We start from the raw sequence: 24898 nt of genomic DNA, 5'->3' as shown, positions 1-24898 counted from the left end.
CCGTGGGCTGATCTCGGGCTTGCGTGGATCAGCCTTTCGGCCACGGTGCGGCACAGGGCCGCACGGCTGGCTCCGTAGTCATTCCGTGACAGAGCGGAAGCAGTGAACGGATAAATCCTCAACTGTCACAGCCGGTACGGTCAGCACATGAATCGCTCGCTTGCCGTACTGGCCGTAGTGGCTGCCCTGGTACTGCTGGCCCTGATCGCCTTCGCCATCACCCGGCTGCGCGATCGGCGCCCGACCGACCCCGCCACCCCCGCCCCGCGCACCACGCCGGCGCCGCGCCGGGCGGCCTCCGGCAGCCCGGCGCCCCGGGAGATCTGGTGGGCCGAGGTCCCCTTCGAGGACGGCCCCGGCGCCAAGGACCGCCCCTGCCTGGTCCTGCGGGTGCACGGCGGCACCGCCACCGTCGCGAAGATCACCAGCAAGCACCACGTCGAGCTGTCCGGTCTGGTCGAGCTGCCGGCCGTCGCAGTCGGCGACCGGCAGGGGCGGACCAGTTGGCTGGAGACCGGGGAGCGGCGAGAGGTGGCACTGAGCGCCTTCCGTCGCCGGGTCGGTCCGCTGGACGCGCCGACCTGGGGGCGGGTGCTGCGGGCCATGGAACAGCACGACGGCCGGCGCTGACCCCCGCGATCGGGGGCCGGCGCCAACCGCCGGTGCCGGTGCCGGCGTCGGCGTCGGTGTCGGTCGGGCCCTAGGCCCAGAGCTGGCCGTGCAGCAGCTCGACCGCTTCCTCGGTGCTGGCGGCGGTGTAGATGCCGGTGGAGAGGTACTTCCAGCCGCCGTCCGGCACCACGAAGACGATGTCCGCGCGCTCGCCGGCCTCGGCCGCGCGGCGGCCGACGCCGAGGGCCGCGTGCAGGATCGCGCCGGTCGAGACGCCGGCGAAGATGCCCTCCTCGGCGAGGAGTTCACGGGTGCGGCGGACCGAGTCGGCCGAACCGACGCTGAACCGGGTGCTGAGCACGGTGGCGTCGTACAGCTCGGGCACGAAGCCCTCGTCCAGGTTGCGCAGCCCGTAGACCACGTCGTCGTAGCGCGGCTCGGCGGCGACGATCTGCACGCCGGGCACCTTCTCGCGCAGGTAGCGGCCGACGCCCATCAGGGTGCCGGTGGTGCCCAGGCCCGCGACGAAGTGGGTGACGGTGGGCAGGTCGGCCAGGATCTCCGGGCCGGTGGTGGCGTAGTGCGCGCCCGCGTTGTCGGGGTTGCCGTACTGATAGAGCATCACCCAGTCGGGGTGCTCGGCGGCCAGCTCCTTGGCCACCCGGACCGCCGTGTTGGAGCCGCCGGCGGCGGGTGAGGAGATGATCTCCGCGCCCCACATCCGGAGCAGCTCGCGCCGCTCCTCGCTGGTGTTCTCCGGCATCACGCAGACGATCCGGTAGCCCTTGAGCTTGGCCGCCATCGCCAGCGAGATGCCGGTGTTCCCGCTGGTCGGCTCCAGCACGGTGCACCCGGGGGTGAGCCGACCGTCCGCCTCGGCCCGCTCGATCATGTGCAACGCCGGGCGGTCCTTGATCGACCCGGTCGGGTTGCGGTCCTCCAGCTTCGCCCAGAGCGTGACCAGGCCCTGCCCGTTGCCGGGCACGGCCGCGGAGAGCCGGGGCAACCGCACCAGCGGGGTGTTGCCGACGGCTTCGAGCGGGCTGTCGTAACGCATTAGTTGGAGCCACCGGCGACGGCCGGGAGGATGGTGACGCTGTCGCCGTCCTTGACGTCGGTGGTGATGCCGGCCAGGAAGCGGACGTCCTCGTCGTTCAGGTAGACGTTGACGAAGCGGCGCAGCTCGCCCTTGTCCAGCAGTCGGTCGGCGATGCCCGGGTGACGGACGTCGAGGTCGGCGATGAGCTCCTGGAGGTTGTCCCCGGCGCCCTCGACGGCCTTGGCGCCGTCGGTGTAGGTACGGAGGATGGTCGGGATGCGGACCTCGATGGCCATGGCTGCGCTCCTGGCAGGTGGTGGTGGGGCCGCGGGCGCGCGGCTGGGGCGGTACTTGCTTCGTGGCTTGCTTCGTCAGGTACGAAGGGGCGTGGTGCGCGACTCGCCGACCGGGGCCGGGCGAGCAGGGCTCAGGCGTCGGGACAGATCGCCGCGGCGTGCCGGCACAGGTCGATGTGCAGGCGCGCCACGAGGCGGGTGCCCGGGGCCTGGATGCTCACATCGACGGAACGCATGGACTCATCGTATAGATTCCCGTCCCGGTTCCTCCATGCCCGTCTCGCAGGTCGGATGCTTTCGTGTCGCCCTGTGAGACCGGCCGGGAAGCCGGCCCGACCCGCCGCCCGCCCGGCGGCCAGCCGGTCAGCCGGCGGGGACGTCGACGACCTCGACGTCTTCCTCCGTGATCACGCCATCCACGATGCGGAACGAGCGGAACTGGAACGGGTCCTCGGCGCCGGTGCCCTCGGCGGTGGAGACCAGCACGTAATGGGCGTTCGGCTCGGAGGCGTAGCTGACGTCGGTGCGCGAGGGGTAGGCCTCGGTGGCGGTGTGCGAGTGGTAGACGATCACCGGCTCCTCGTCCCGGTCGTCCATCTCGCGGTAGAGCTTGAACAGGTCCGCCGAGTCGAACTCGTAGAAGGTGGGCGAGCGGGCCGCGTTGAGCATCGGGATGAAGCGCTCCGGGCGGCCGCTGCCGGCCGGGCCGGCGACGACGCCGCAGGCCTCGTCCGGATGGTCGGCGCGGGCGTGGGCGACGATCGCGTCGTGCAGCTCTCGGGTGATGGTCAGCATGCGGCCAGGATAGGGCCCGTCCCGGCGCCGCCCGGGTCACTGTCCGAGCTCTGGGCGCCGCGCTGGACAGGCACCCCGGCCGTGCCGAGCGCGGCCCGCGGCCCGGGCTCAGCCCGTCATCGCCTCCAGCAGCGACTCCTGCATCGCACCCAGCCAGAGGTAGGCCATCACCAGCGGCTTGCGCTCGTCGGTGTCCGGCAGGTCGTACAGGCCCTGCTCGTCCTCCTCGGACACCTCCAGCCGCACGCCCAGGGTCAGCCGCAGGTCGTTGAGCGCGCCCAGCCAGCGCGGGCACTCGTCGGCACCGGGGCGCACCACCCCGCCGCCACCGCCCAGGGTGTCCAGCGAGCGGATCACCAGCAGCGCGTCCTCGCGCTTGCGGGTGCGCATGTCCGGCTCGGTGTACCGGCGGAACTCACCGGCGGCCGCCTTGGTCTGCGGGTCCGCCGCCTGCCCGGGCTCGCCGTAGGCGTCGGGGAAGAGCCGGGCGACCGCGGGGTCGCTGGGCGCCTCGGTGGGCCCCTCGGCGAAGAGCGCGGCGAACGGGTCGGTCTCCGCGCCCGGTGCGGCGCCCGGGCCGGGGCCGATCAGCTCCAGCATCTGCACTTCGAGGGAGCGGAGGATGGCGGCCTCCACGTCCTCCAGGGCGATCGCCACGCTGCCGTCGCCGGTCCGCTCGAACAACCCAGCCATCGTCAGGTAACCGTCCGGTTCTCGTAGGTGTCGAATGGTCAGCCGGACTCTGCCGCCGGCTGACGGATGATCAGTGGATCAGTCGTGCTGGAGGGTGGCCCAGAGGCCGTACCCGTGCATCGCCTGGACGTCGCGCTCCATCTCCTCGCGGGTGCCGCTGGAGACCACCGCGCGGCCGCGGGTGTGCACGTCCATCATCAGCTTGCGCGCCTTCTCCTTCGGGTAGCCGAAGTAGGCCTGGAAGACATAGAGGACATAGCTCATCAGGTTGACCGGATCGTTGTGCACGATGGTCACCCAGGGAGTGTCCGGCTCCGCCACCGGGAGGCTTTCGGCCTCGGTGCGTTCGATCTCGGCCGGCGCGACACTCACGACTGGCTCTCCTCACAGCGATGGCTCGACGAGGGCCGGGAGCGGCCCACGGGGGAACACCGGCCGCAGGCCGGCAAGGCTCCCCTGACCTCCCATGCTGCCATCCGGGGGACCTCGGAGCGATTCCGACCCGGCCGCCACGCGACAGCTCCGGTCCGGCACCAGACCCGCTGCGGCGGAAATCGTCAAACTGACGCTAAGTGGTAGTAGCATCATCTTCATGGACGCCCAGGCAATCGTGGCGGCGCAGCCCGCCATGCTCACCTCGCCGGCAGCCGGCTCGACCGCGCTGCTCACCGACCGCTACGAGCTGACCATGCTGCAGGCCGCGCTGCGCAGCGGCGCCGCGCACCGCCGCTCGGTCTTCGAGGTCTTCACCCGCCGGCTGCCCGACGGCCGCCGCTACGGCGTGCTGGCCGGCACCGGCCGGGTGCTGGACGCGGTGGAGAACTTCCGCTTCAGCACGGCCCAGTTGGACTGGCTGGCCGACCAGCGGGTGGTCGACGAGCCGACCCTGCGGTGGCTGGCCGACTACCGCTTCCGGGGCGACATCCACGGCTACCCGGAGGGCGAGGTCTACTTCCCGGGCTCGCCGCTGCTCACCGTGGAGGGCAGCTTCGCCGAGGGCGTGATCCTGGAGACGGTGATCCTCTCCATCCTCAACCACGACTCGGCGATCGCCGCCGCAGCCTCCCGGATGACGGCCGCCGCAGGGGAGCGGCCGTGCATCGAGATGGGAGCCCGGCGAGCCCACGAGAGCGCCGCCGTCGCGGCCGCCCGCGCCGCCTACATCGCGGGCTTCGCCGCCACCTCCGACCTGGAGGCCGGCTTCACCCACGGCATCCCGACCACCGGCACCGCCGCGCACGCCTTCACCCTGCTGCACGACAGCGAACGGGACGCCTTCACCGCCCAGCTCGCCTCGATGGGCACCGGCACCACGCTGCTGGTGGACACCTTCGACCTGGCCGAGGCGGTGCGCACCGCCATCGAGGTGGCCGGGCCCGAACTCGGCGCGGTGCGGATCGACTCCGGCGACCTGACCCTGCTCGCCCACCGGGTCCGCCGCCAGCTGGACGAGCTGGGCGCCCGGAAGACCCGGATCATCGTCACCTCCGATCTCGACGAGTACGCGATCGCCGCGCTCGCCGCCGCCCCGGTGGACGGCTACGGGGTCGGCACCAGCCTGGTCACCGGCAGCGGGCAGCCGACCTGCGCGATGGTCTACAAGCTGGTCGCCCGGGCCGGCTCGGCCGATCCCGACGCGCCGCTGGTCCCGGTGGCCAAGCGCTCGGCGGGCGCCAAGTCGAGCGTGGGCGGGCGCAAGTGGGCGGCTCGGCGGCCCGACGCGGACGGCGTGGCCGAGGCCGAGGTGGTGGGCACCGGGCCGCTGCCGGAGCAGCTCGCGCCGTACGCGCTGCACGTCCCGCTGGTGCGCGGGGGCGAGGTGGTCGGGCGCGAGCCGCTGACCGCCGCGCGGGAGCGGCACCTGCGGGCGCGGGCGGCGCTGCCGCTGTCGGCCACCCAGCTGTCCAAGGGCGAGCCGGTGCTGGGCACCGAGCTGCAGCTGGTCTGAGCTGCTGCCGGGCCAGCAGCTGGTCTGAGCTGCTGCCGGGCCGTGGACCTGTCTGCCGCGCCCGCGCGCGTTCGGGGGCACGGATCCCCGGCGGCAACCCTTCCGCCCTTCACCGCCACTCCCTAGAGTGGCCACACTCCACTCCCCCACCCCCACCGACCCCAAACCCCCCACCGACCGCCAGCGAGGAAGCCAGCCATGCAACGGGCCCTGATCGTCATCGATGTGCAGAACGACTTCTGCGAGGGCGGCAGCCTCCCGGTCGCCGGCGGCGCTGAGGTGGCGGCCGCGATCACCGAACTGATCGCCACCGCCCGGGACGAGTACAGCCACATCCTGGCCACCCGTGACCACCACCACGACCCGGGGGCGCACTTCTCCGCCGACCCCGACTTCGTGGACAGCTGGCCGCCGCACTGCGTGGCCGGGACCGAAGGGGTCGGCTTCCACCCCAACTTCGCGCCCTCGGTGACCTCGGGCGCGATCGAGGCGGTCTTCGACAAGGGCGCGTACGCGGCCGCGTACAGCGGCTTCGAGGGATTCGACGAGAACGGCAGCACGCTCGCGCAGTGGCTGCGCGCGCGGTCCGTCGAGGCGGTGGACCTGGTCGGCATCGCCACCGACCACTGTGTCCGGGCCACGGCGCTGGACGCCGTGCGGGAGGGGTTCGCCACCCGGGTGCTGCTCGACCTGACGGCGGGGGTGGCGCCGGCGACCACGGCCGCCGCGCTCGACCAGTTGCGCGAGGCCGGGGTGGAGCTGATCGGGGCACCGGTCCTGGACTGAGCACCGGCCGCGACCTGGTTGGGCTGGCTGGGCTGGGCTGGGCTGGGCTGGGCTGGGCTGGGCTGCCCTAGCCTTCCGTCAGCATCAGCTCCACCACGTCCGCGCCGCCGGCCAGGAAGGCCTGCCGCAGCTCCTCGGCCACCGCCGCGGGCTCGGCGGCCAGCCGGCCGCCGGTCAGGTAGACCACCCGCACCCCCAGGTACTCCATCCGGTGCTGGCCGGACCGCATCCAGGCCTGCTCGCCCTCGCTGACGCAGCGCAGCTCGGAGTCCACCTCGACCGCCACCCCGGCCTGCGGCCAGTAGAGGTCGGGCACCGCGACGAACGTGCCGCCGCGCATCCGCAGTTCGGGCCCGACCAGCGGCGCCGGCAGCAGCTCGGCGGCGGCCAGCTCGATGACCCCGCCGATCGCCGACTCCCGCTCGGCTGCGAGCAGTTCGTCCAGCGCGGCGCGGATCCGCGGCAGCTCGAGGAGCTTCGCCTCGCGCAGTTCGGCGATCAACTCGGCGGTGGTGCAGGCCGGGTGCCCGCCCGGGGCGACGGCGACCGCCTCGCGCAGCAGCGAGCGCAGCGTGCGCGGGCCGATCAGCGCCCGCTCCGCGGCCGGCTCGAGCTCGGCGCCGTCGTCCGAGGCCGCACCGCTCTCCGTGTCGCCGTTCACGCTGTCGCCGTTCGCGGTGTCACCGTTCGCGGTGTCACCGAGCCACTCGCGCAGCGCGTCCGCCACCGCCCTGGCCACCGGTGCGCAGGCCAGTCCGTGCACCTCGCTGGCCACCAACTCGCGGGCCGTGCGTTGGATCCGCACCTCGCCCACGTCCCGCAACCGGCGCTGCCTGGGCACCAGCACCTGCACCCCGGTGACGGCCGGCAGCCGGGGCACCGCGCTGAAGCCGTAGAGCGCGAGCGCGGCCGCACCGGTGATCAGCGCGCCTTCTCGACTGCCCGCCTCACGGCCGTTCTGCGCCGCGTACAGCAGCGCCGCCCACATCCGCTGTTCGGGCGTCGGGGTCCCGGTCTGCAGCAGGTAGACCCGGGGCAGCAGGCGCTGCCAGGGACCGCCGCGCCGGCAGTGCTCGCTGACCACACGGGACGGAACTCCCCGGGCGCGCAGCTGACTTGCGGTGATCACGTTCTGCTGACGCCGGGCCAGCTCTTCCAGCGAAGGGACCGAGGAGGGGATCTGGTAGCTCATGCGACAACCCTCCCCTGTCACCCGGTCGCCGCATTCCTAACCTGACGCACCGTTACATAACCGTCGTCAAATCGGGACAGCCCCGCACTAAAGTCGCCATACCCTCACTCAAACGGAGTAATTGGACGCAAAGCGCTTGCGGAATATGTCGGCTGCTGATTGGTCGCAGCCCGGCGGTGGTTCGCGCGGTGGTTCGCCATGACATCCGTCATGCGGAAGGGATGACCGGATCCGCTGGTCCGGGCCCTGGTCCGACCGGCAGAATCGTGATCACCGGCGGGCGAACCACGCGAGGCCGGACGACTCCGGGGGATCAGACCATGTTCAAGACCGCGTTCAGGACCACGTTCAGGACCGCCACCGAGCCTGATGTCACCGATGCGTCTGCTGTCGAGGCGGCCGCCGCCGGGAAGCCGAAGGGGCTCGCCGCCGTCACGGAGCCGGTCAGCGAGCTGCGGTTGCCGGTCTGGTTCTTCGGCTTCGAGGCCGTCTTCGCCAGCGCCTTCGACCTGTTCAAGGCCTTCCCCGTGGTGCTGCCGCTGCTCGGCGTGCTGGTGGTCGCCAACATCGCCCTCTCGCTGACGCTGATGCGCAAGCGCCTGCGGCTGGCCAGGGCCCTGTGGCGCGGCAAGGAGACCCGCAAGGTGGCCATCGGCCTGGTGGCCCTGCGGATCGGCAGCCACTTCGCGCTCAACGCCATCGGCGTCACGGTCACCTCGACCGCCGCGCACGTGGCCTACGCCGTCGTGCTGGGCGCCATCACCGTCGGCCTGCTCGCCTTCACCCAGGAGACCGCCCTGCGCGCCCTGGAGCGGTCCCGGGCCGCCGACGCGGTGTCCGTTCCCGCAGCGGCGGTGTGAGCCGCGCGGTGTGACCCGGGCCACGCGCCCCGGATGCTCCCTCGGAACAAGTGCTCCGGAGGCATTGCCTACCATCAGGGCATGCCATATGACGAGACATCAGGTCTGAGCGCGGCACAGCTGCGCCTGGGCCGGCTACCCGGATACGTCCGGCAGCCCGACCCCGCCCGCCGGGCCGGCGAGCGGGGTTCGACGTACAAGAAGGGCTGGGAGGTACGTTTCACGGCCCGCAGCGAGGCGGAGATAGCGGAGATCCGCGAGCTGCTCATCGCAGCCGGGTTCGCGCCCGCCCGTCCGTTCTTCAAAGGCCAACAGCTGATCCAGCCGGTGTACGGCATGGCGGTGGTGCGGACCTACCTGGAGGCCCGCGAACTGGTCGCCTGAGCGAGCCCCTCCCCGTCGCACCGCGCCGCCGCACTCTCCGGGCGCTGGTCGGCACCCGTGGCACGAGCCCGGGCGGCGTCCAGCTGGTCCAGATCCTCCCCGGCCCACGCGCAGGCGGCATCCATCGGACCGAACAGCGAGTGGCCCAGCGGGGTCGACTCGTACTCCACGCGGGGCGGGTTCTCCTCGAACTCGGTCCGGGTCAGCAGCCCGTCCCGCTCCAGCGCGCGCAGTGTCTGCGCCAGCACCTCGGCAACCCGCGAACACACCCACCGCCGCTGGCCGCTACTCCGACTCCCGCTGCCGGTCCGGCTGAGCTTCAGGGTGCGGCTCCATGAACTCGAGCCGGTTGCCGAACTTGTCGAAGGCGTAGAACCGGTCGTGACCGGGGAACTCCCCGTCCCACTGCACCGGATGGCCGTGCGCCTCCAGCCGCGCCGCCAGCGCGGGCAGCCCGTTCACCAGGATCCCCGGGTGCGCCTTGCGGGCCGGCGCGAAGTCCTGCTCCACCCCCAGGTGAACCTCCAACCCGCCACCCCGGAACCAGCAGCCGCCCCGGGCCGCCAGCGCCGCCGGCTTGGCCAACTCGGTCATCCCGAGCACCTCGCCCCAGAACTCCCGGCAGAGCGCCTCACTGCCTGCGGGGATGGCGAGTTGGACGTGGTGCAGGCCGGCGAAGAAACCATCAGATACGGTCATGCGCCGACCCTATCTGCGGGTATACGGATTGTCAGGAGTCCGGCCCGCCTCGGTACCGCCGTCAGTTCCGGGGGTCTTGGGGGTACTGAGGGGGCTGGTACTGCTGCTGGGGCGGGTGCGGGTAGGCGGCGGGGCCCGCAGGGGCTGCGGCGGGCCGACGACTGCCGCGGCGCACCAGGAAGGTGACGCCGAGCACGATCAGCACGAGCACCCCGCCGCCGGCCCCATAGAGCCAGACCGGCGTCCCGCTGCCACCGCTGCCCGTACCGGCCGCCGGCGGTGCCGGCACCGGAGAGGAGGTGTCCGGTGCGCCCTGGGACTCGACGCGGGTGAGCAGCGGATTGTCCTTCGGCCCGTTGTCCACGGCCGGGTTGGCGGCGAGGGACTTGGAGGGCGAGGCGATGCCGTAGCCGTAGTGGTCGTTGGGCACCTTGCTGTGATCGGGGGGCGCGGCGGCGCTGGTGATCATGCGTCGGATCACCTGGCCGGCGGTGAGGGAGGGGTACTTGGAGCGGACCAGGGCGGCGATGGCGGAGACGTAGGCGGTGGCGTCGGAGGTGCCGGTCGCAAAACGGTAGTCGGTGCTCGACTTGTTGCCCGAGCTGTAGATGCCGACACCGGGTGCTGCAAGGGTCACCTCGGGGCCGTAGTTGGAGTGGTCCCACACGTTGCCCTGGCGATCGATCGCACCGACCGCGACCACACCGGGGAAAGCTGCGGGATAGGACACCACTGAACCCAAGTTGCCGGTTCCGGCGACCAGGACGACATCGTGCGCGACCGCGTAGGCTACAGCGGCTCGATCATCTGGGCTGGTGCGCATCGCCGCGGCGAACGACATGTTGACAACCTTCGCCCCATGATCGACTGCATAGCGGAGCGCATCTGAGAACTTGAAGTCCGGGCCCCCTTGCATGTCCCCAGAATCTTGAAGACCTACCCGTACTGGCAAGATCTTCGCCTTCGGTGCCAGGCCCATGACCCCGGCCTGGTCTCCATGGCCATGACCAGCAATGATGCTGGCCATCCCGGTGCCGTGCCCATCGTTGTCAACCCGGCCGTCGGTTTGAGCACCCGAGAAGTCCGCGCCTGGCAAGACCTGGCCCGTCAGATCCTGTTGATCGGAATACACCCCTGTGTCGATCACAGCGACCGTCACACCATCACCCTGGCTGATCGGCCACACATCCGTCGCAGCCTTGTACGCCTGCAACGCCCACTGCTGATCACGGATGTTGTCCGCGAGGGCCTGCCCAGCAGCCAACCCCCACACCAGCGCCCCCGCGGCGAGGACGGCCATCCCCCGCACCGGCCGACGACTCGCCACTGTCGGTCACCCCATTCCTCAGAACCGTCACTCCGGACAGTGACTCATTCCACCACGTCGGGATTGGCGGCCTCATCCGCCATCCAGGTCTCCTCGTCCTCCACGAGATACTCGGCCCGCTTGCCCTCACGACGCTTCTTGCGGCGGGCCTGCTGCGTCCCGCCCGGCAGGAGCCCGGTACCGCGCTCCGTCTCCTCCGCACCAGGCTCAGCGGGCACCCGCCCCCGCGCACCGAGCCCGGTACCACCCTCGGTGAAGGACTCGCGGGGACCACTCGCGGCCCGACCACCGACCATCTCGTCCTCACCGATCACACCGCCACTGCCCTCGCGGGCCGCGCGACCACGCGCGAAGCCGCCCGCACGAGCGCCTGACGGCCTCTCACCCACGGCCCCGCCCACCATGCCGCCGCGGGCGAAACCACCCGCCCGGCCAGCGGCAGACTCTCCCGCCCCCTCACCAGCGGAGACGGATTCGCTCGCTCCCGCGCTCGCCCGCTGTCCCATCTCAGCTTCACCAGGCGCGATGCCGGCAGACGCCGGTGGACCCATCGCGAAGGACCGCCCAGGCGTACCGCCGAATCCCATCGACAGAGAGCTGCTGTTGGCGGCGCCGCCACCGACAGGACTGCCCGGGATCCCTGTCGAGCCGGCCAGCGGTGCCTTGCCTCCGATCACGCCAGTACTGTCCAGCCCCGTGCCACCGCCCACGGTTTGCGGCTGCGCGGGAGGAGTTGACGGCCCAGCGGTCGGGCTCACGCTCTGCGAACTCGCCGGCGCATCCGCACCGACGGCAACCGACTTCAGAGGCTTGGGCGCCGGGTTCGCAAGGCCGCCCTTGATTCCCGAGTCGCTGGGAGCAACTGCCTCAACCGTCCGGGCGCGAGGCGCTGCGACCGCTGGAGCCGTACGGCCGTCCGTTACCCGAGAGACCACCTGTGTGTTCTCAGGCGCGGTGACATAGCCACCGACCGCACCGAGGCCAGCGCCCATGACGAAGGCGGTCAGGGCCGCTGATGGAGTGGGATCAGGCGGCGGCACGTCCTGCTCATCGATTGCCATGGCTGGCGGCTTCAACACCGGCGTCGCCGTCCGGTACTTGTTGGCCAGCGTCTGCATCACCGCGACCGCTTCGGCCTTCTTCTGGTCCTTGATCGGCGTCTGCGTGCTGTCGTCCTGGATCCCCACCGCGTTCTGCGCCGTGTCGGAGATCGCGTTGCCGACCTGCGACCAGAACCCGGGCTCCTCGGGCATGTCGTGCTTGGCCTGGTCGATCGCCTCGGACATCATCTGCAGCGTGTTGGCCGCGTCGTTCGCGTACGAGGCGGTGTTGTTGACGCTGTTGGCCAGCTTGGTCATCTTGTCGTAGAAGGCGTTGCTGCTGGCGCCCTGCCAGCTGTCGGTGGCGCTGTTCGAAGCGGTGTCCAGCGCGGTGCGGATCTGCTTGAGGGTCTCCGACGCCCGACGCCAGGGGTCGCTGGCGGCCATCACGTCGCCGGAGTTCAGCCCTTGGACCATCTTCCGCAGGGCGGAGTGGCTGTACGTGTTGAAGTCGGTGATGTCCGAGCTCATGACCTCAAGCCTCCAGTCCCCTGAACGATCGTCCTCACCATGTGGGCTGCTCCACCGTTCCGTCGGTCCCGTCGTCCTGCTGCGTGGTCACCGTCCCGGGCCGCGAGGGGCTTCCGGGGACGTCCGCGCCCGGCACCGCCGGCATCCCGCCGGCCGGGAGCACCACGGACTGGTCGACCGGCTGGTCGGGCTGACCTGCTGTCCTGCTCTTCGGCGCCCCCGGGCCACCGGACCCGGCGGCCGCCTTGCGCCCCGTCACGGCGCCGGCGGTGACACCGGCGGCCGCAGCGCCGTAGGTGGCGACCGACGAGGAGGATGCCGGTGTGCCGATCGACCAGCCGTCCGAGGAGACCTGGAGGCTGCGAGCGGTCTCGTGCTCCTGGTTCTCGTAGTTGCTGGCGGTCAGGTCGGCCTTGTGCTGGGCGTCGTCGATCGCCCCGTGGAGCATGCTGAGCACGTCACGCAGGCCGTCGCGCATCAGGTCGTACTGGTTGTGCAGGGCCGTCGCCTCGGCGAAGTCGCCGAACGAGGTGCCGCCCACGCCGGTTCTGGCGTGCGTGGTCGGCCCGTCGGCGCTCTGCTGGAACTCGGCCAGCAGGCCGCGCACCTGGCCGGCGAACGCCCGCAGGCTGTCCACCTCGACCTGGTAGCCCGACCCCGCTCCGCTCGATGTCCCGGCCCCGCTGCTCCCGTTGTCGGCCACGGTTCGCGCCTCCCCGTCGTGTTCCCGTCAGCCCTGACCGGGCCCAGCTTCCCAAGTATTGAACTCAACTCCAACCCCCCTGTCCAACCCCGGGCTCGCCATCAGTCGCCCACCCACCATCCCCGGACGGCCCGTCAGGAGGCCGCCAGCGTCCGGCGGCAGAGCGAATCGGCGTGCCGGGTGGTCTCCGGCAGCCGGTAACGGGGTGTCAGTGCGAGGACACAGGAGACCGCTTCGGTCAGCCCGATCCGGTGACCCACCGACACGAAGACCGGCTTCACCCCCGCGCGGGTGCGCAGCGCGCGGCCGACCTCCTCGCCGGTCTCCTGGTCGAGCAGCGGGGCCCAGGAACCGCGCTCGGGGGCCGGGTCCCGGTGGGTGAAGCTGAACGGGGTCTTGGCGACGCCCAGGGTGCGCAGGCCGGTCAGCACGCCGAGGTGGCTGGCCAGGCCGAGGCGGCGCGGGTGGGCCAGACCGTAGCCGTCGCAGACCACCAGGTCGGGCCGGCGTCGAAGGCCGGCCAGGGCGTCGATCACGGCGGGGAGTTCGCGGAAGGCCAGCAGGCCGGGCAGGTAGGGGAAGGCGACCGGGCCGACGGCGGTGGACTCCTCGACCACCTCCATGGTGGCCAGGTCGAGCAGCACGGCCGCGGCGGCGACGGTGTTCCGTTCGTCGTCGTACGCGACGTCCACGCCGGCGACCAGTGCGCCCGGGGCGGGGGCCGGGCCGTGCGGTTCGACCAGCGGGCGCAGGCGTTGCTGTTCGGCGAGCGCCGCCGCCTCGGTACGCGGCCAACTCGCCAGCTCGACGGGCACGATCGCGCTCTGCGGCACGCTCACACATTCCCCCTGGGTCGGTACGGTCGTCGCGGCCCACGCTATCGAGCCACCCGGCCCGCGCGCCGAGCCCCCCGCCTCGCGCCCCGCAACGCCGCTCAGTTCGTCGAGACCACCACGGTCTTCGCCGCCTTGTCGTGCACGCACTGGCGGTACGGCTTGTCGAAGACTCCGAACATGCCGTCGACAATCCACCAGAGCCCGCAGCAGATCACCGCGGGCAGGGTGTAGACAGCGGCACGGGTCCAGGCGGCCGAACTGGTGGGGCTGCTGCCGTCGGACAGCATCGCGGCCCGGACCTTCATCGCCTTCTTGCCGAGGGTCTGGCCGTCGCGCGAGATCATCACGCCGTCGTAGACGAAGTAGAGGACGTAGTAGACCCAGATGCCGTCGGTCCAGCCGTTCCGGTTGGTGAAGCCGGTGAACGGCAGGACCACCACGAACGCGAGCACCTGGATCAGCAGGTAGTCGATCAGCCGGGCCAGGATCCGGTGCGGCCAGGTGCCGAGCGGTGGCATACCGGCGATCGGAGCGGGCCCGCCGACCGGGGCGCCGGACGGCGAGCCGCCGTACGGACCACCGCCCCCGTAGGGACCATCACCCCCGTAAGGGCCACCGCCGCCGTACCCACCGCCGCCCCCGTACGGGCTGCCGTCGTACGGGGAGCCGTTGGCGGGCGGCGGGCTGTCCTGGGGCGGGTCCGACTTCGGCGGCTGCTTGTCGAAGGAGGGCTTGCCGCCCCCTTCCGGCTCAGGGCTCGAAGGGTCGTAGCTGCTCATACGGAGAGTAGAACACCGCAAATCGTGGCTTCTATGGATATTGGACCCGTTTTGCCGCCCTTCTGACGGACCGTACGGCCCCTGGGGAGCGGTCTCAGGCCTTGACCACCCGGGTGCGCGCCGCCCGGTCCGCCCAGCCGCGCCGCCGCTGACGGTCGGTCAGCGGCGCCAGTGGGCCCAGCACCGTCAGCACGGTCAGCTGCCCGACCAGGCAGCGGACCAGCGCGCGGCCGAACCCGGGCGGCCGACCGGCGCGCCCCGCCCCCGTGCTGCCCACCACCCGCACGCCGGCCAGCCGCTTGCCCAGGGTGCGGCCGGTCCGGGCGGTGGGCAGCACCTCGTAGAGCAGGCCGACCAGCAGCAGGACGCCGAGCAGCAGCGCCACCCTCCCGAGGACGGTGCCGTCGAGCAGCCAGACCTGCACCTCGCGGCCCGTCAGGTGACTGGCCGTCCGGGCCTGGTCGAGCTTCTGCTGCAGGTACGCCGTGGTGTCGACGGCCAGCGGGACGCCGACCGCGGCCACCACCGCGCCGACCACCGCGAGATCCACCAGCCGGGCCACCAGCCGCCGCCCGAGGCCGGCGGTCACCAGCGCGGGAACCGGCCTGGACGCACGGGGCACCCGCGCCGGCACGGGAGCGGAAGGCCTGGAAGGCCCGGAAGGCCCAGAAGACGTGGCAGAGGCTGCGGATCTGGAAGTCGACGGAGCCGACTTCCGCGTCCGCACGGGTACGGGCGCAGGCGGCGCGACAGCACGCACCGGAAGCACCTCTGCCGCAGGCACGGGAGCAGGCGGAGGCAGAGGCGCAGGAACGGGCGCGGGAACAGGAACGAGAGGCGCAGCGGCCGCCACCGGCTCCTCCTCCGCCACCCCCCACGACACCCAGCGCGGCGCTGTCCCGGTCTCCATCAGCCCTCGCTGCTCCTGCGGGTTCGCCTGCCAGCCGTTCCCCGTGACCGCCGCATCGGCAGGCTCCTCCCCCACCGCCGGCGCCGTGCTGAAGACGGCACCCGCCAGGGTCTCGTCCAGGAACACCGGCCCGGTCTCGACCAGCGGCTCCAACTCCGGTTCCGGGCAGGCCGCCTGCCGCACCGGCTCCGGCATCGCCGGTGGCGGGATGTACCGCGCGTTGGGGCGCACGGCGGGGCGGGCCGCGAACGCCGGGGCGGCCAGCACCTCGCCGTCGGCGGGGGCTGGGCGGCTGGTCCCGGGCACCCAGGCACCGCCGTTCCAGTAGCGGACGAAGCCCGGCACCGAGGGGTCCGGGTAGTAACCGGGCGCGGGGACCACGGCGGTGTCCACGCTGACGCCCAACGGCTGGTCCGACATGCAGATCTACTCTCCTGTGGGCCTCCGGCGGGGCGCACGCCACGTCGCCGGACAGTCACCAAGGGTAGTACTTCCGCAATCGCTCCGACGGAAGTTGCCGATTCCCGGGACAGCCGGAACCCGGACCCGGTTGGCTGATCCCTGTGCTCTGCCCGCACGACCTCCCGCACGACCCTGGCGTGCGCTCGCGCCCTCGCGCCCCGTCTCGCCGCCGCGCTCCGTGACGCCGCCCACACCCGCGAAAGTGTGCGAGGAACCCGTGTAAGAACCGTGCGGCCACCCGCTCTCTCCAGGTGTCCGGACCCACCGGGGCCCGGCACGACCGAGAGGATCAGCGGCATGGACAGCAGCCCGAGCGTGGTGGAGCACGAACTGGAGCTCAACCTGGTGCTCTCCCCCGAGCGCAGCGTCCCCGTCCCGGCCCGCCTGTCGTACGGCAGCCACGACCCGTACGCGGTGCACATCACCTTCCACCTGGACACCGGCACGCCGGTGACCTGGGTGTTCGCCCGTGAACTGCTGGTGGAGGGGACCTTCCGCCCGTGCGGCCACGGCGACGTGCGGATCTGGCCCACCCGGGCCGGGCGGCAGAGCGTGCTCTGTCTCGCGCTCACCTCGCCGGGCGGCGACGCGCTGCTGGAGGCCCCGCTGGCGGCGGTGGCCGCCTGGCTGGAGCGGGCGCACCGGCTGGTGCCGCCGGGCAGCGAGCTGAGCGTGCTCGACCTGGACAGCTCGCTCGCCGAGTTGCTGGCCTGAGCGCGTGCGGACCGCGCGGAGCGGGGCCGTCGGGTGCTGTCAGCGCACCGCGGGGGTGCGCTGCTGCCCGGCGGTGACGACGTCGTCCGCACCGGCGGGACGCTGTTCGGGCACGCGCAGCGGCACCAGCGGCTGGCCGGCCGCCTGCCGCCGCGAGCGCACCCGCAGCGCGGCGACCACCAGGAAGCAGAGCCCGATCCACGGGTACATCCCGGCCGGCACCTGCTTGAACAGGTTCATCTGCAGGTTGGTGATGCCCTTGTGCGGCACCAGCCACATCGAGAAGGAGCAGAAGCCGGCCACCGTCAGCCAGAAGATCACCCGCCAGCGCCGGCGGCGCACCGCCGCGGGACGCGACCGCTCATGGTCCGCCTCGGCGGCAAGCAGCACCAGCATCGGCAGGCACCAGATCCAGTGGTGGGTCCAGCTGATCGGCGAGATCAGCAGTGCGGTGACGGCGGCGCAGCAGACACCCCAGGCCTCGGCGCGCGGCAGCCAGCGGTCACTGCGGTAGGCCCAGACGGCGATGGCCAGACCCACGACGGCGATCAGCGCGGCGGCCGCGGTGGCGGGCAGGCCCGGATTGGCGTGGTGCAGGAAGCGGGCGGCGACGCCGCGCAGCGACTGGTTGTCGACGATCTCGGTCTTGCCGACCCGGGAGGAGTCGTAGAGGTACTTGGTCCAGAAACCCCAGGTGGCGCTCGGCAGCACGGCGGCGCCGATCAGGAAGGTGGCCAGGAAGGTGAATCCGGCCACGAACGCGGCCCGCACCCGCCCGGTGAGCAGCAGGTAGACCGCGAAGAGCCCTGGGGTGAGCTTCATCCCGGCGGCGATGCCGATGCCGATGCCCTTCCACTTGCGGTGGTCGGGCGTGGTCAGGTCCCAGAGCACCAGGCAGATCAGGATCAGGTTGATCTGGCCGTAGCGCAGCGTGGTGAAGACCGGCTCCAGCCACACCCCGAGCCCGGCGACCAGCACCACCCCCACCGGCCGCAGCTCCCGCTTGGGCCACCCCACCAGCCGGAACGCCAGCAGCGCGGCCAGCGCCAGCAGCCCGAGGTTGCCCGCCGTGACCGCCACCCGCAGCAGGGGCACCGGCAGGAAGGCGGTCAGCACGAAGAGCATCGCGGCGAACGGCGGATAGGTCGCCGGCAGGTTCCACTTGGTGACCCGGATCGCGTACAGGTCGTGCCCGTGGGCCACGGCGGACCCCTCGGCCCGGTAGACGATCATGTCGACCATCGACGTGCCGATGAAGTGACGGACCACCGCGTAGGCGAGCAGCGAGACGAACGCCGTGATCACGGCCTTGCGCATCCGCTCGCGCGGCGCCTCCCGGACCGCGCGTATCGGCGCGTCCACCCAGCGGCGCCAGGCCGGGGCATCGGAGGGGAGCGAGCCGGGCCCGGCCTGCGCCGCCACCCGCTTGTCCTGCTGCACCGCTGTCACTGCCCGCTCCATCCGCCGGTCGGTCGGTCGACCAGTCATCGACAATAACGGACGGGCCTCAGCATGCCCCGGTTCGAACGAGCCCGCCCCTCACCGCCCACCCGCCGGCAACGCAGCAGCCGTCCGGTCGCTCTGCGCGCAGAGCGACCGGACGGCTGGGACGCACCGCCGAACTCAGCCGGTGTAGGCCCCCAGCGCCTTCGCGAAGTCCAGCGGCTGCTGCGCCACGCTGCTGCAGGTCGCGTCGGCGTAGGTCTTCGCACCGCCCGCACAGGGCTGGTCGCGGGTGGCGGACCACATCGCCAGCCAGGCCAGGTGCTTGCTGCTCGCGAAGGCGGCCAGCTGCTGGGCGTCGGCGACCGTGAACACCTCGGAGGAGACGTCGTTGACGCCGATCATCGGGGTGACCGCGACCTTGGCCCAGGCCTGCGCATCGGTCAGCCCCAGCACGCTCTTGACCTGGGCCTGGGTGGCGGTGGCCGCGTCGATGGCGTACTTGCCCATCTGGCCGTTCGGGTTGGGGGCCACGCCGTCGCCGAAGTCCATCGCCATGATGTTGACGGCGCCGATCTTCACGCCGCTGCTCTGGGCGCCGGTGACCAGGTTGATGCCGTCCTGGGTCAGGCCGGTGGGCAGCGCGGGCAGGGTGAAGGAGACGTCCAGGCTCTTGCCCTTGGCGGCGGCGGTCTGCTGGAGCTGGGCGATCGCCTGGTCGCGGCGGGTGTTGGCGGCGGAGTCGGCGAGTGCGCCGCCCTCCACGTCGAAGTCGATCCTGGTCAGGCCGTAGGCGTCGACGGCCTGCTGGTAGGCGGCGGCCAGGTCGCTCGCCGAGGAGCAGGCGGTGGCCAGCTCGCTGCCGTTGGCGCCGCCGAAGGAGACTCGGACGTCACCGCCGATCGCCCGCAGCGCGCCGATCTGTGCGGCCACCGGGTCGGCGGCGAGGTCGCTGACGCCGCCCCACTTGGGGACGCAGCCGCCGCCCGACACGATGAACGCCAGGTTGAAGTTCTTCACGCCACTGGCCTTGGCGTTGGCCACCAGGTCGTAGGGCGGGTAGAGCGAGGTGTCGACGTACGGGGCGAAGCCCGCGCCGGCCCCCGCCGGGACGCCGGTCGGTGCCGGGGTGGGCGTCGAGGGGATCGAGGTGGGCGTCGGCTTGGGGGTCGGTGTGGGCGTGGGCGCGGCGCTGCTGGCCGGCGCGGTCGGCCGCGCGCTGCTCGGCGCCGCCGTCGGACTCCCGCTGGGCGCGGCACCTGACGGCGTGTCCGACGGCGCGCCGGAGGGCGTCCCGGTCGGCCGGCCCGAGGGCACCGGGGTCGGGCCGTCGCCCACCTTGCACGAGGCGTTGTCGATCAGGCAGTTCCCCGGCTCGGCCTGGGCCGCGCCGGCACCGTCGACCACGAAGCCCACGTCGACGCTCTGCCCGGCCGCCAGATGGCTGTTCCACGCCGCCGGCTTGACGGTGACGTGCTGCCCGGCGGCGCTGAAGGTCGCGTTCCACAGCGAGTCGATCTTGGCGCCGGCCGGCAGGTCGAAGCTGAGCGTCCAGTCGGCCATCGCGCCACCGCCCGGGTTGCTGATCAGGTACTGGCCGGTGTAGCCGCTGTCCCAGACGCTGGTGCGGCTGTAGACCGCGCCGAGCGAGGCCGCGCTGGCGCTGGAGGCCATGACCGCCACGCCGCCGGCCACCACGGCCGCGGCCACGACGCTCGCCCCGATCACGGTGCCCTTGCGACCGCGGCGCCGGTGGGCGGCGCGGCGGGTGGTCTGGTTCGTCATGGGACTCCTCGACTGCTGGACGGAGGAAGCGGAGCGGATGGGGTGCCGGGAGCCCTCACTCCCGGCGCCGCCGACGCTAGCGCGCCGCCACGGCCTCAAATCGCCTGCTCAGACAGGGGTATCCGTCCCTTAGGGGCCTGTTAAGAAAGAGGCCGGGCCCGCTACCTGTTTCCGTGCCCGCCCCGCCCGCCGCGCCCGCCCCGCCGTCCCCGCCCGAGGCGCCGCGGCGACGCGCCGGCCCAGCTCGCGCCGTCCGCGCCCAGCCGCAGCCGGATCTCCGCGCCGCCCAGCACCGCCGAGCGACCCAGCGCGAGGTCCCCGCCGGTCGCCTCGGCCAGTTTGCGGACGATGTCGAGGCCGATCCCGGTGGACCCCTCGCCGCCGTGCCCCTCACCGCGCCGCAGGGCCGCTGACGGATCGTCGATGCCCGGTCCGGCGTCGCCCACCAGCACGATCACGGCGCGCTCGGTCGCCAGCACGTCCACCGAGAAGGCGGTGCCGACGGCGGTGTGCCGGAAGACGTTTCCGAGCAGCGCGTCGACGGCGGCGGCCAGGTCGCCGGGCGGCACCGGCACGGGGGCGGGGGTGTCGGCGCCGTGCAGGTGCCAGCGCCGTCCCTCGTCCTCGGCCAGCGCGGACCAGAAGCCGACCCGCTCGCGGATCACCTCGGCGGCGTCGCAGCCGACCGTGACGACGGGCGGCTCGCCGGGGGTGCGGCGGGCCGAGCGGATGATCTGGTCGACCTCGCGCTCCAGTTGGGCCACCGCGTGCCGGGTGGCGTCGGCGGCGTCGCCCTCGCCCAGCGAGGCGGTGTTCAGGCGCAGCACGGTGAGCGGGGTGCGCAGCCGGTGCGACAGGTCGGCGGCCAACTCCCGCTCGGCGGCCAGCAGGTGCACCACCCGGTCGGCCATCGCGTTGAACGCGGCGGCGGCCTCGCGCAGTTCGGCGGGGCTGCCGTCGGCCTGCGGGCCTTCGACCGGGATCCGCACGGCGAGGTCGCCGGCACCGAGCGCGCGGGCGGCACCGGCCAGCCGGCGGGCCGCGCCGACCAGCCGGGCGCCCATCCGGTCGGCGGTCAGCACGGCGATCGCGACCAGGCCGAGGGCGACCAGCGAGAGCACCAGCCACGCGGTGTCGACGCCGCGGGTGAGATCGGCGTCGGCGACGTAGACCTCGACCACCGCGACCCGGGCGGGGGCCACCGCGACGGGCTGCAGCCGGGCGTAGCCACCGGGCACCTGGACGGTGAGCACCCGGCCCTGGGCGGCGAGCGCGATCTCGTCCGGTGTGGCCCGGGCGGTGCCGATGACCTGGCCCTGACCGGTCGTCGGATCAGCCGCCTGCCCGGTGCCCTGCCCCGGCACGGCGGCGGCCGGCAGGTGGACGGCGATCCGCCCCTGGGCGCCCGCGTCGGTGCTGGCCACCGCGCGGGCCAGGGCGTCCTGGTCGGTGGTGATCGCCAGCGCGGGGCCGAGGGCGGCGGCCTGCCGGTCGGCGGCGGTGAACGCGTGGTCCCGGGCGGTCTTCTGCACCACCAGGCCGAGCGGGATCAGGAAGGCCAGCGCGACCATCGTGGTGCCGGCCACCGCGGCCCGGACCAGCACCCAGCGCAGCGACCGCCCGTACCTGCCGGACGCCGACCGACCCGCCCCGGACCGGTCGCCGCCCGGTGTCACGGCCGCTGCTCCGACACGTGCGCCGGCGCGGGCGCGCCCGAGGGCGCCTCCAGGCGTACCCCGACCCCGCGCACGGTGTGCAGGTAGCGCGGGTCGGCGGCGGTCTCGCCGAGCTTGCGGCGCAGCCAGGACAGGTGCACGTCGATCGTCTGGTCGCCGCCGTAGGTCTGCCGCCACACCTCGGCCAGGATCTCCCGGCGCGGCACCACCACGCCGGGCCGGGCCGCCAGGAAGGCCAGCAGGTCGAATTCGCGACGGGTCAGGTCCAGCGCCCGCCCGTCCAGCACCGCCTCGCGCCGCTGCACGTCGATCGCCAGGCCGCCGACCCGCAGCACCGGGGCGACCGGGGCCAGCCCGCCGCCGAGCCGGCGCAGCACGGCGGCCATCCGCGCGGTCAGGTGCTCACCGGAGAAGGGCTTGACCAGGTAGTCGTCGGCGCCGTCGTTGAGCAGCCGGACGATCTCCGCCTCGTCGTCACGGGCGGTGGAGATGATCACCGGGACGTTGGTCAGGCCCCGGATCATCTTGAGTGCCTCGCTGCCGTCCAGGTCGGGCAGGCCGAGGTCGAGGATCACCAGGTCGCAGCCGACCTGGGCGACCTCGCGCAGCGCCTCCAATGCGGTGCCGACGCTGCGCACCGCGTGCCCGGACTCGGACAGGTGCCGGATCAGGGCCGAACGGACGAACGGGTCGTCCTCGACCACCAGGACTGTTGCCATGGGCCAGCACGCTAATGCATCTCATAATTTCGCAAGCACCCTGCTCAATCCCGGCTGGCCGATCCCGGCTGGCCGAACCCGCACACCGCCGTCGCCCGCTGACCGGGCCCGCGACGGCGTACGGCAGGATGGCGGGCGATGCGAAGCGGACTGGTTCACACGGGCGCCTGGGCGCTGGCCACCACGGCGGGGGTGGTGCTGTCCTGGCTGGGTGTCAGCAGCGTGCTCGCCGAGTCCGCCTTCGATCCGCCGCGCGCCCTGCCGCTGCCGGTCAGCTCGGCCGCCCTGCCGGCCAGCACCTTGGGCAGCCCGCCGACCCAGCCCGCGAACGCCGACCCGAGCCCGACACCGAACCAGCCGACCCAGGCCGCCGCCCCCGGCGCCACGCAGTCCGCACCGGCGAGCCCACCGGCCCGCCCGGCGGCACCCGTCGCCGCCTCGACCGGCCCCGCCGCACCGGCCGACGACACCGGCTCGGTGCACAGCTACCTGGTCCCCGGCGGCCGGGTGGCGCTGGACATGCAACCGGACAGCGCCGAACTGGTCTCCGCCACCCCGGACCCCGGCTGGCAGATGCAGATGTGGAACGGCGACCAGTGGCTGCGGATCGACTTCTCCCGGGGCGGCGCCACCAACTCGGTCTTCGTCACCTGGAACGGACACCCACCGGACGTCCAGACGGTGGTCCGCTGAGCTGGGGCAACCCGTGACCGGGACGCGACGCGGCCCCGGATCGGACGGGATCCGGGGCCACGGGTCGCGAGCGGCTACCGACTACAGGTTGCCGCGCCGCTCCTGCTCACGCTCGATCGCCTCGAAGAGCGCCTTGAAGTTGCCCTTCCCGAAGCCCATCGAGCCGTGCCGCTCGATCATCTCGAAGAAGACCGTCGGCCGGTCCTGCACCGGCTTGGTGAAGATCTGCAGCAGGTAGCCGTCCTCGTCGCGGTCGGCCAGGATCTTCAGCTCGCGCAGCTGCTCGAGCGGCACCCGGGTGTCGCCCACCCACTCGCCGAGCGTGTCGTAGTAGCTGTCGGGGGTGTCCAGGAACTCCACGCCGGCCGCCCGCATCTGGCGCACGGTGTGCACGATGTCGTTGGTGGCCAGCGCGATGTGCTGCACGCCGGGGCCGCCGTAGAACTCCAGGTACTCGTCGATCTGCGACTTCTTCTTGGCGACGGCCGGCTCGTTGAGCGGGAACTTCACCTTGCGGGTGCCGTCGGCGACCACCTTGGACATCAGCGCGGAGTACTCGGTGGCGATGTCGTCGCCGACGAACTCCTTCATGTTGGTGAAGCCCATCACCCGGTTGTAGAACGCGACCCACTCGTTCATCTTGCCGAGCTCGACGTTGCCCACGCAGTGGTCGATGGCCTGGAAGTTGCGCTTCTTGGGCGCCTCGACGATCGGCTCGCGGGCGACGTAGCCGGGCAGGTAGGGGCCGGCGTAGCCGGAGCGGTCGACCAGGGTGTGCCGGGTCTGCCCGTAGGTGGCGATCGCGGCCAGCACCACGGTGCCGTGCTCGTCGCGCAGCTCGTGCGGCTCGGTCAGCCCGGTGGCGCCGTGCTCGGTGGCGTAGGCGTAGGCGGCGTAGACGTCCGGCACCTCGATGGCCAGGTCCACCACGCCGTCGCCGTGCTCGGCCACGTGCTGCTCGAGGAACTTGCCGTGCTCGGTGGCGGCCTTCACCACGGAGGTGAGGACGAACCGCGCGCCGCCCGACTCCAGCACGTAGCTGGCGGTCTCCCGGCTTCCGGTCTCCGGGCCGCGGTAGGCCACGCAGCGCATCCCGAAGGCGGAGGAGTAGTAGTGCGCGGCCTGCTTGGCGTTGCCGACGGCGAACTCGACGGCGTCCATCCCCCGCACCGGGAAGGGGTCGACCTGACCCGCGTGCGTGGGGACGGACTCAGCGGCGATATCGGTCATGACGGCCTCCCTGTAGGGCGTTGGACCTCGACGCGCCCCGAGGGTGTGGGGCGGGGGAACCCCGCGGCGCGGTGTGGGGCCCTGCCCACGGGGTTGTGCTGGGAGCGTGGCCCCGATCACAGCATTAAGCAACTGTTCCCATTTGCCCTGGTCAAGCTGTGGCATTCGGCGGGACAATTCCGACGTCCGCTGTACAGACTGCCCACCGCCGTGCGGCCTGTCCTCGAAGGTGACCCTGTGCTGAACTCCCCGATCGACGCGCTGGACGGCCGGTTGATCGCCCTGCTGGCCGAAGAACCCCGGATCGGGGTGCTGGAGTGCTCGCGCCGCCTCCAGGTGGCCCGCGGCACGGTGCAGGCACGGCTGGACCGGCTGCGCACCCGTGGCGTGATCGGCGGCTTCGGGCCCGAGGTGGAACCGGCGGCGCTGGGCTATCCGGTGACGGCCTTCGCCACCCTGGAGATCTCCCAGGGGCAGGGCGCGGACGTCCGGGCCCACCTGGCCGGCGTCCCCGAGGTGCTGGAACTGCACACGATCACCGGGCAGGGCGACATGCTCTGCCGGATCGTGGCGCGCTCCAACGCCGATCTGCAGCGGGTGATCGACCGGGTGGTGGGATTCGACGGCATCGTCCGGGCCTCGACCGCCATCGCGCTGGAGAACCCGGTGCCCTACCGGGTGCTGCCGCTGGTGGCACAGGCCGCGGCCCAGGGCGCGGCCGAGCTGCCGTAGCGGGGTCGAAGGGC

29 protein-coding genes are annotated in these 24898 nt (G+C 72.6%); 9 read left to right on the top strand and 20 right to left on the bottom strand.

Features of this window, described 5'->3' with window-relative positions; all coding sequences use genetic code 11:
* Positions 1-147: 147 nt before the first annotated feature.
* A complete protein-coding gene (locus P3T41_RS29215; protein WP_280693542.1) occupies positions 148-630 on the top strand; it encodes a type II toxin-antitoxin system PemK/MazF family toxin in 483 nt (160 codons plus the stop codon).
* A gap of 70 nt (positions 631-700) precedes the next feature.
* Here the strand turns inward: P3T41_RS29215 and P3T41_RS29210 are convergent, their stop codons facing one another.
* The 6 genes from P3T41_RS29210 to clpS all read right to left on the bottom strand — a co-directional run bounded on the left by P3T41_RS29210 (position 701) and on the right by clpS (position 3807).
* A complete protein-coding gene (locus tag P3T41_RS29210; protein WP_280693541.1) occupies positions 701-1669 on the bottom strand; it encodes a cysteine synthase in 969 nt (322 codons plus the stop codon).
* On the bottom strand, positions 1669-1947 hold the full coding sequence (locus P3T41_RS29205) for a MoaD/ThiS family protein (RefSeq protein WP_280693540.1): 279 nt from the start codon (positions 1945-1947) through the stop codon (positions 1669-1671). Before P3T41_RS29205 ends, P3T41_RS29210 begins: the two co-directional genes overlap by 1 nt.
* A 131-nt stretch (positions 1948-2078) precedes the next feature.
* Positions 2079-2183, bottom strand: coding sequence for a putative leader peptide (locus tag P3T41_RS36975; RefSeq protein ID WP_348533704.1), 105 nt, complete (start codon positions 2181-2183; stop codon positions 2079-2081).
* Between the two features lie 127 nt (positions 2184-2310).
* Positions 2311-2742, bottom strand: coding sequence for a M67 family metallopeptidase (locus P3T41_RS29200; RefSeq protein ID WP_280693539.1), 432 nt, complete (start codon positions 2740-2742; stop codon positions 2311-2313).
* A 108-nt stretch (positions 2743-2850) separates the two neighbouring features.
* A complete protein-coding gene (locus tag P3T41_RS29195) occupies positions 2851-3435 on the bottom strand; it encodes a DUF2017 domain-containing protein (RefSeq protein ID WP_280693538.1) in 585 nt (194 codons plus the stop codon).
* A 78-nt stretch (positions 3436-3513) separates the two neighbouring features.
* A complete protein-coding gene (clpS, locus tag P3T41_RS29190; RefSeq protein WP_280693537.1) occupies positions 3514-3807 on the bottom strand; it encodes an ATP-dependent Clp protease adapter ClpS in 294 nt (97 codons plus the stop codon).
* Between the two features lie 220 nt (positions 3808-4027).
* Here clpS and P3T41_RS29185 point away from each other — a divergent pair, with 220 nt between their 5' ends.
* Together P3T41_RS29185 and P3T41_RS29180 are read left to right on the top strand one after the other, a co-directional pair.
* Positions 4028-5383: a nicotinate phosphoribosyltransferase gene (locus tag P3T41_RS29185; RefSeq protein ID WP_280693536.1), complete on the top strand. Its 1356-nt coding sequence runs from the start codon at positions 4028-4030 to the stop codon at positions 5381-5383.
* A 198-nt stretch (positions 5384-5581) separates the two neighbouring features.
* On the top strand, positions 5582-6169 hold the full coding sequence (locus P3T41_RS29180; RefSeq protein WP_280693535.1) for an isochorismatase family protein: 588 nt from the start codon (positions 5582-5584) through the stop codon (positions 6167-6169).
* A gap of 67 nt (positions 6170-6236) precedes the next feature.
* On the opposite strand, the gene P3T41_RS29175 is transcribed toward P3T41_RS29180, so the two are convergent.
* Positions 6237-7361, bottom strand: coding sequence for a hypothetical protein (locus P3T41_RS29175; RefSeq protein ID WP_280693534.1), 1125 nt, complete (start codon positions 7359-7361; stop codon positions 6237-6239).
* Positions 7362-7681: 320 nt separating this feature from the next.
* Between P3T41_RS29175 and P3T41_RS29170 the strand changes: the two genes are divergently transcribed.
* Together P3T41_RS29170 and P3T41_RS29165 are read left to right on the top strand one after the other, a co-directional pair.
* Positions 7682-8221, top strand: a complete 540-nt coding sequence (locus P3T41_RS29170; protein ID WP_280693533.1) for a hypothetical protein — start codon at positions 7682-7684, stop codon at positions 8219-8221.
* A gap of 81 nt (positions 8222-8302) precedes the next feature.
* On the top strand, positions 8303-8605 hold the full coding sequence (locus P3T41_RS29165; protein ID WP_280693532.1) for a hypothetical protein: 303 nt from the start codon (positions 8303-8305) through the stop codon (positions 8603-8605).
* Here the strand turns inward: P3T41_RS29165 and P3T41_RS29160 are convergent.
* The 8 genes from P3T41_RS29160 to P3T41_RS29125 form a co-directional block, all read right to left on the bottom strand.
* Entirely contained in the window at positions 8575-8853 is a 279-nt protein-coding gene (locus tag P3T41_RS29160) for a helix-turn-helix domain-containing protein (protein ID WP_280693531.1), read from the bottom strand. The genes P3T41_RS29165 and P3T41_RS29160 overlap by 31 nt on opposite strands.
* A gap of 37 nt (positions 8854-8890) precedes the next feature.
* Positions 8891-9304 carry a glyoxalase gene (locus P3T41_RS29155; protein ID WP_280693530.1) on the bottom strand — a complete coding sequence of 138 codons (414 nt, stop codon included), beginning with the start codon at positions 9302-9304 and terminating at the stop codon, positions 8891-8893.
* A 61-nt stretch (positions 9305-9365) separates the two neighbouring features.
* Complete coding sequence (mycP, locus tag P3T41_RS29150; protein WP_280693529.1) at positions 9366-10604, bottom strand: type VII secretion-associated serine protease mycosin; 1239 nt, start codon at positions 10602-10604, stop codon at positions 9366-9368.
* A gap of 71 nt (positions 10605-10675) precedes the next feature.
* Positions 10676-12202 carry a WXG100 family type VII secretion target gene (locus P3T41_RS29145; RefSeq protein ID WP_280693528.1) on the bottom strand — a complete coding sequence of 509 codons (1527 nt, stop codon included), beginning with the start codon at positions 12200-12202 and terminating at the stop codon, positions 10676-10678.
* A gap of 34 nt (positions 12203-12236) precedes the next feature.
* Complete coding sequence (locus P3T41_RS29140) at positions 12237-12905, bottom strand: hypothetical protein (protein WP_280693527.1); 669 nt, start codon at positions 12903-12905, stop codon at positions 12237-12239.
* Positions 12906-13039: 134 nt separating this feature from the next.
* A complete protein-coding gene (locus P3T41_RS29135) occupies positions 13040-13744 on the bottom strand; it encodes an endonuclease V (protein ID WP_280693526.1) in 705 nt (234 codons plus the stop codon).
* 95 nt (positions 13745-13839) lie between these two features.
* Positions 13840-14520 (bottom strand): RDD family protein, encoded by a 681-nt coding sequence (locus P3T41_RS29130; protein ID WP_280693525.1) that lies wholly within the window; start codon positions 14518-14520, stop codon positions 13840-13842.
* Between the two features lie 94 nt (positions 14521-14614).
* Positions 14615-15109 carry an RDD family protein gene (locus P3T41_RS29125; RefSeq protein WP_280693524.1) on the bottom strand — a complete coding sequence of 165 codons (495 nt, stop codon included), beginning with the start codon at positions 15107-15109 and terminating at the stop codon, positions 14615-14617.
* Positions 15110-15473: 364 nt separating this feature from the next.
* On the opposite strand from P3T41_RS29125, the gene P3T41_RS29120 reads away from it, so the two are divergent.
* Together P3T41_RS29120 and P3T41_RS29115 are read left to right on the top strand one after the other, a co-directional pair.
* Positions 15474-15758 carry a hypothetical protein gene (locus tag P3T41_RS29120; protein WP_280693523.1) on the top strand — a complete coding sequence of 95 codons (285 nt, stop codon included), beginning with the start codon at positions 15474-15476 and terminating at the stop codon, positions 15756-15758.
* 431 nt (positions 15759-16189) lie between these two features.
* Positions 16190-16606, top strand: coding sequence for an SsgA family sporulation/cell division regulator (locus P3T41_RS29115; protein WP_280693522.1), 417 nt, complete (start codon positions 16190-16192; stop codon positions 16604-16606).
* 39 nt (positions 16607-16645) lie between these two features.
* Here the strand turns inward: P3T41_RS29115 and P3T41_RS29110 are convergent, their stop codons facing one another.
* The 4 genes from P3T41_RS29110 to P3T41_RS29095 all read right to left on the bottom strand — a co-directional run bounded on the left by P3T41_RS29110 (position 16646) and on the right by P3T41_RS29095 (position 22229).
* Positions 16646-18055 carry a glycosyltransferase 87 family protein gene (locus tag P3T41_RS29110; protein ID WP_280693521.1) on the bottom strand — a complete coding sequence of 470 codons (1410 nt, stop codon included), beginning with the start codon at positions 18053-18055 and terminating at the stop codon, positions 16646-16648.
* A gap of 174 nt (positions 18056-18229) precedes the next feature.
* Positions 18230-19834 (bottom strand): cellulose binding domain-containing protein, encoded by a 1605-nt coding sequence (locus P3T41_RS29105; RefSeq protein WP_280693520.1) that lies wholly within the window; start codon positions 19832-19834, stop codon positions 18230-18232.
* A gap of 161 nt (positions 19835-19995) precedes the next feature.
* On the bottom strand, positions 19996-21447 hold the full coding sequence (locus tag P3T41_RS29100; protein ID WP_280693575.1) for a HAMP domain-containing sensor histidine kinase: 1452 nt from the start codon (positions 21445-21447) through the stop codon (positions 19996-19998).
* A gap of 59 nt (positions 21448-21506) precedes the next feature.
* Complete coding sequence (locus P3T41_RS29095) at positions 21507-22229, bottom strand: response regulator transcription factor (protein ID WP_280693519.1); 723 nt, start codon at positions 22227-22229, stop codon at positions 21507-21509.
* 138 nt (positions 22230-22367) lie between these two features.
* On the opposite strand from P3T41_RS29095, the gene P3T41_RS29090 reads away from it, so the two are divergent.
* A complete protein-coding gene (locus P3T41_RS29090) occupies positions 22368-22922 on the top strand; it encodes a hypothetical protein (RefSeq protein ID WP_280693518.1) in 555 nt (184 codons plus the stop codon).
* Positions 22923-23003: 81 nt separating this feature from the next.
* On the opposite strand, the gene hppD is transcribed toward P3T41_RS29090, so the two are convergent.
* On the bottom strand, positions 23004-24152 hold the full coding sequence (gene hppD / locus P3T41_RS29085; RefSeq protein ID WP_280693517.1) for a 4-hydroxyphenylpyruvate dioxygenase: 1149 nt from the start codon (positions 24150-24152) through the stop codon (positions 23004-23006).
* 237 nt (positions 24153-24389) lie between these two features.
* Here hppD and P3T41_RS29080 point away from each other — a divergent pair, with 237 nt between their 5' ends.
* A complete protein-coding gene (locus P3T41_RS29080; RefSeq protein WP_280693516.1) occupies positions 24390-24884 on the top strand; it encodes an Lrp/AsnC family transcriptional regulator in 495 nt (164 codons plus the stop codon).
* Positions 24885-24898: the final 14 nt, after the last annotated feature.

It is taken from the genome of Kitasatospora sp. GAS204B, assembly GCF_029892155.1.
GTDB lineage: Bacteria > Actinomycetota > Actinomycetes > Streptomycetales > Streptomycetaceae > Kitasatospora.
This window is presented reverse-complemented; position numbering and strand designations above follow the sequence as displayed.

What these genes read in the sequence shown, in the direction of transcription:
- P3T41_RS29145 (WP_280693528.1), bottom strand. Translation starts at nt 12,202, where the DNA reads ATGAGCTCGGACATCACCGACTTCAACACGTACAGCCACTCCGCCCTG.
- P3T41_RS29205 (WP_280693540.1), bottom strand. Translation starts at nt 1,947, where the DNA reads ATGGCCATCGAGGTCCGCATCCCGACCATCCTCCGTACCTACACCGAC.
- P3T41_RS36975 (WP_348533704.1), bottom strand. Translation starts at nt 2,183, where the DNA reads ATGCGTTCCGTCGATGTGAGCATCCAGGCCCCGGGCACCCGCCTCGTG.
- P3T41_RS29130 (WP_280693525.1), bottom strand. Translation starts at nt 14,520, where the DNA reads ATGAGCAGCTACGACCCTTCGAGCCCTGAGCCGGAAGGGGGCGGCAAG.
- mycP (WP_280693529.1), bottom strand. Translation starts at nt 10,604, where the DNA reads ATGGCCGTCCTCGCCGCGGGGGCGCTGGTGTGGGGGTTGGCTGCTGGG.
- P3T41_RS29215 (WP_280693542.1), top strand. Translation starts at nt 148, where the DNA reads ATGAATCGCTCGCTTGCCGTACTGGCCGTAGTGGCTGCCCTGGTACTG.
- P3T41_RS29185 (WP_280693536.1), top strand. Translation starts at nt 4,028, where the DNA reads ATGGACGCCCAGGCAATCGTGGCGGCGCAGCCCGCCATGCTCACCTCG.
- P3T41_RS29155 (WP_280693530.1), bottom strand. Translation starts at nt 9,304, where the DNA reads ATGACCGTATCTGATGGTTTCTTCGCCGGCCTGCACCACGTCCAACTC.
- P3T41_RS29105 (WP_280693520.1), bottom strand. Translation starts at nt 19,834, where the DNA reads ATGACGAACCAGACCACCCGCCGCGCCGCCCACCGGCGCCGCGGTCGC.
- P3T41_RS29090 (WP_280693518.1), top strand. Translation starts at nt 22,368, where the DNA reads ATGCGAAGCGGACTGGTTCACACGGGCGCCTGGGCGCTGGCCACCACG.
- P3T41_RS29175 (WP_280693534.1), bottom strand. Translation starts at nt 7,361, where the DNA reads ATGAGCTACCAGATCCCCTCCTCGGTCCCTTCGCTGGAAGAGCTGGCC.
- P3T41_RS29165 (WP_280693532.1), top strand. Translation starts at nt 8,303, where the DNA reads ATGCCATATGACGAGACATCAGGTCTGAGCGCGGCACAGCTGCGCCTG.
- P3T41_RS29195 (WP_280693538.1), bottom strand. Translation starts at nt 3,435, where the DNA reads ATGGCTGGGTTGTTCGAGCGGACCGGCGACGGCAGCGTGGCGATCGCC.
- hppD (WP_280693517.1), bottom strand. Translation starts at nt 24,152, where the DNA reads ATGACCGATATCGCCGCTGAGTCCGTCCCCACGCACGCGGGTCAGGTC.
- P3T41_RS29170 (WP_280693533.1), top strand. Translation starts at nt 7,682, where the DNA reads ATGTTCAAGACCGCGTTCAGGACCACGTTCAGGACCGCCACCGAGCCT.
- P3T41_RS29115 (WP_280693522.1), top strand. Translation starts at nt 16,190, where the DNA reads ATGGACAGCAGCCCGAGCGTGGTGGAGCACGAACTGGAGCTCAACCTG.
- P3T41_RS29180 (WP_280693535.1), top strand. Translation starts at nt 5,582, where the DNA reads ATGCAACGGGCCCTGATCGTCATCGATGTGCAGAACGACTTCTGCGAG.
- P3T41_RS29095 (WP_280693519.1), bottom strand. Translation starts at nt 22,229, where the DNA reads ATGGCAACAGTCCTGGTGGTCGAGGACGACCCGTTCGTCCGTTCGGCC.
- P3T41_RS29200 (WP_280693539.1), bottom strand. Translation starts at nt 2,742, where the DNA reads ATGCTGACCATCACCCGAGAGCTGCACGACGCGATCGTCGCCCACGCC.
- P3T41_RS29210 (WP_280693541.1), bottom strand. Translation starts at nt 1,669, where the DNA reads ATGCGTTACGACAGCCCGCTCGAAGCCGTCGGCAACACCCCGCTGGTG.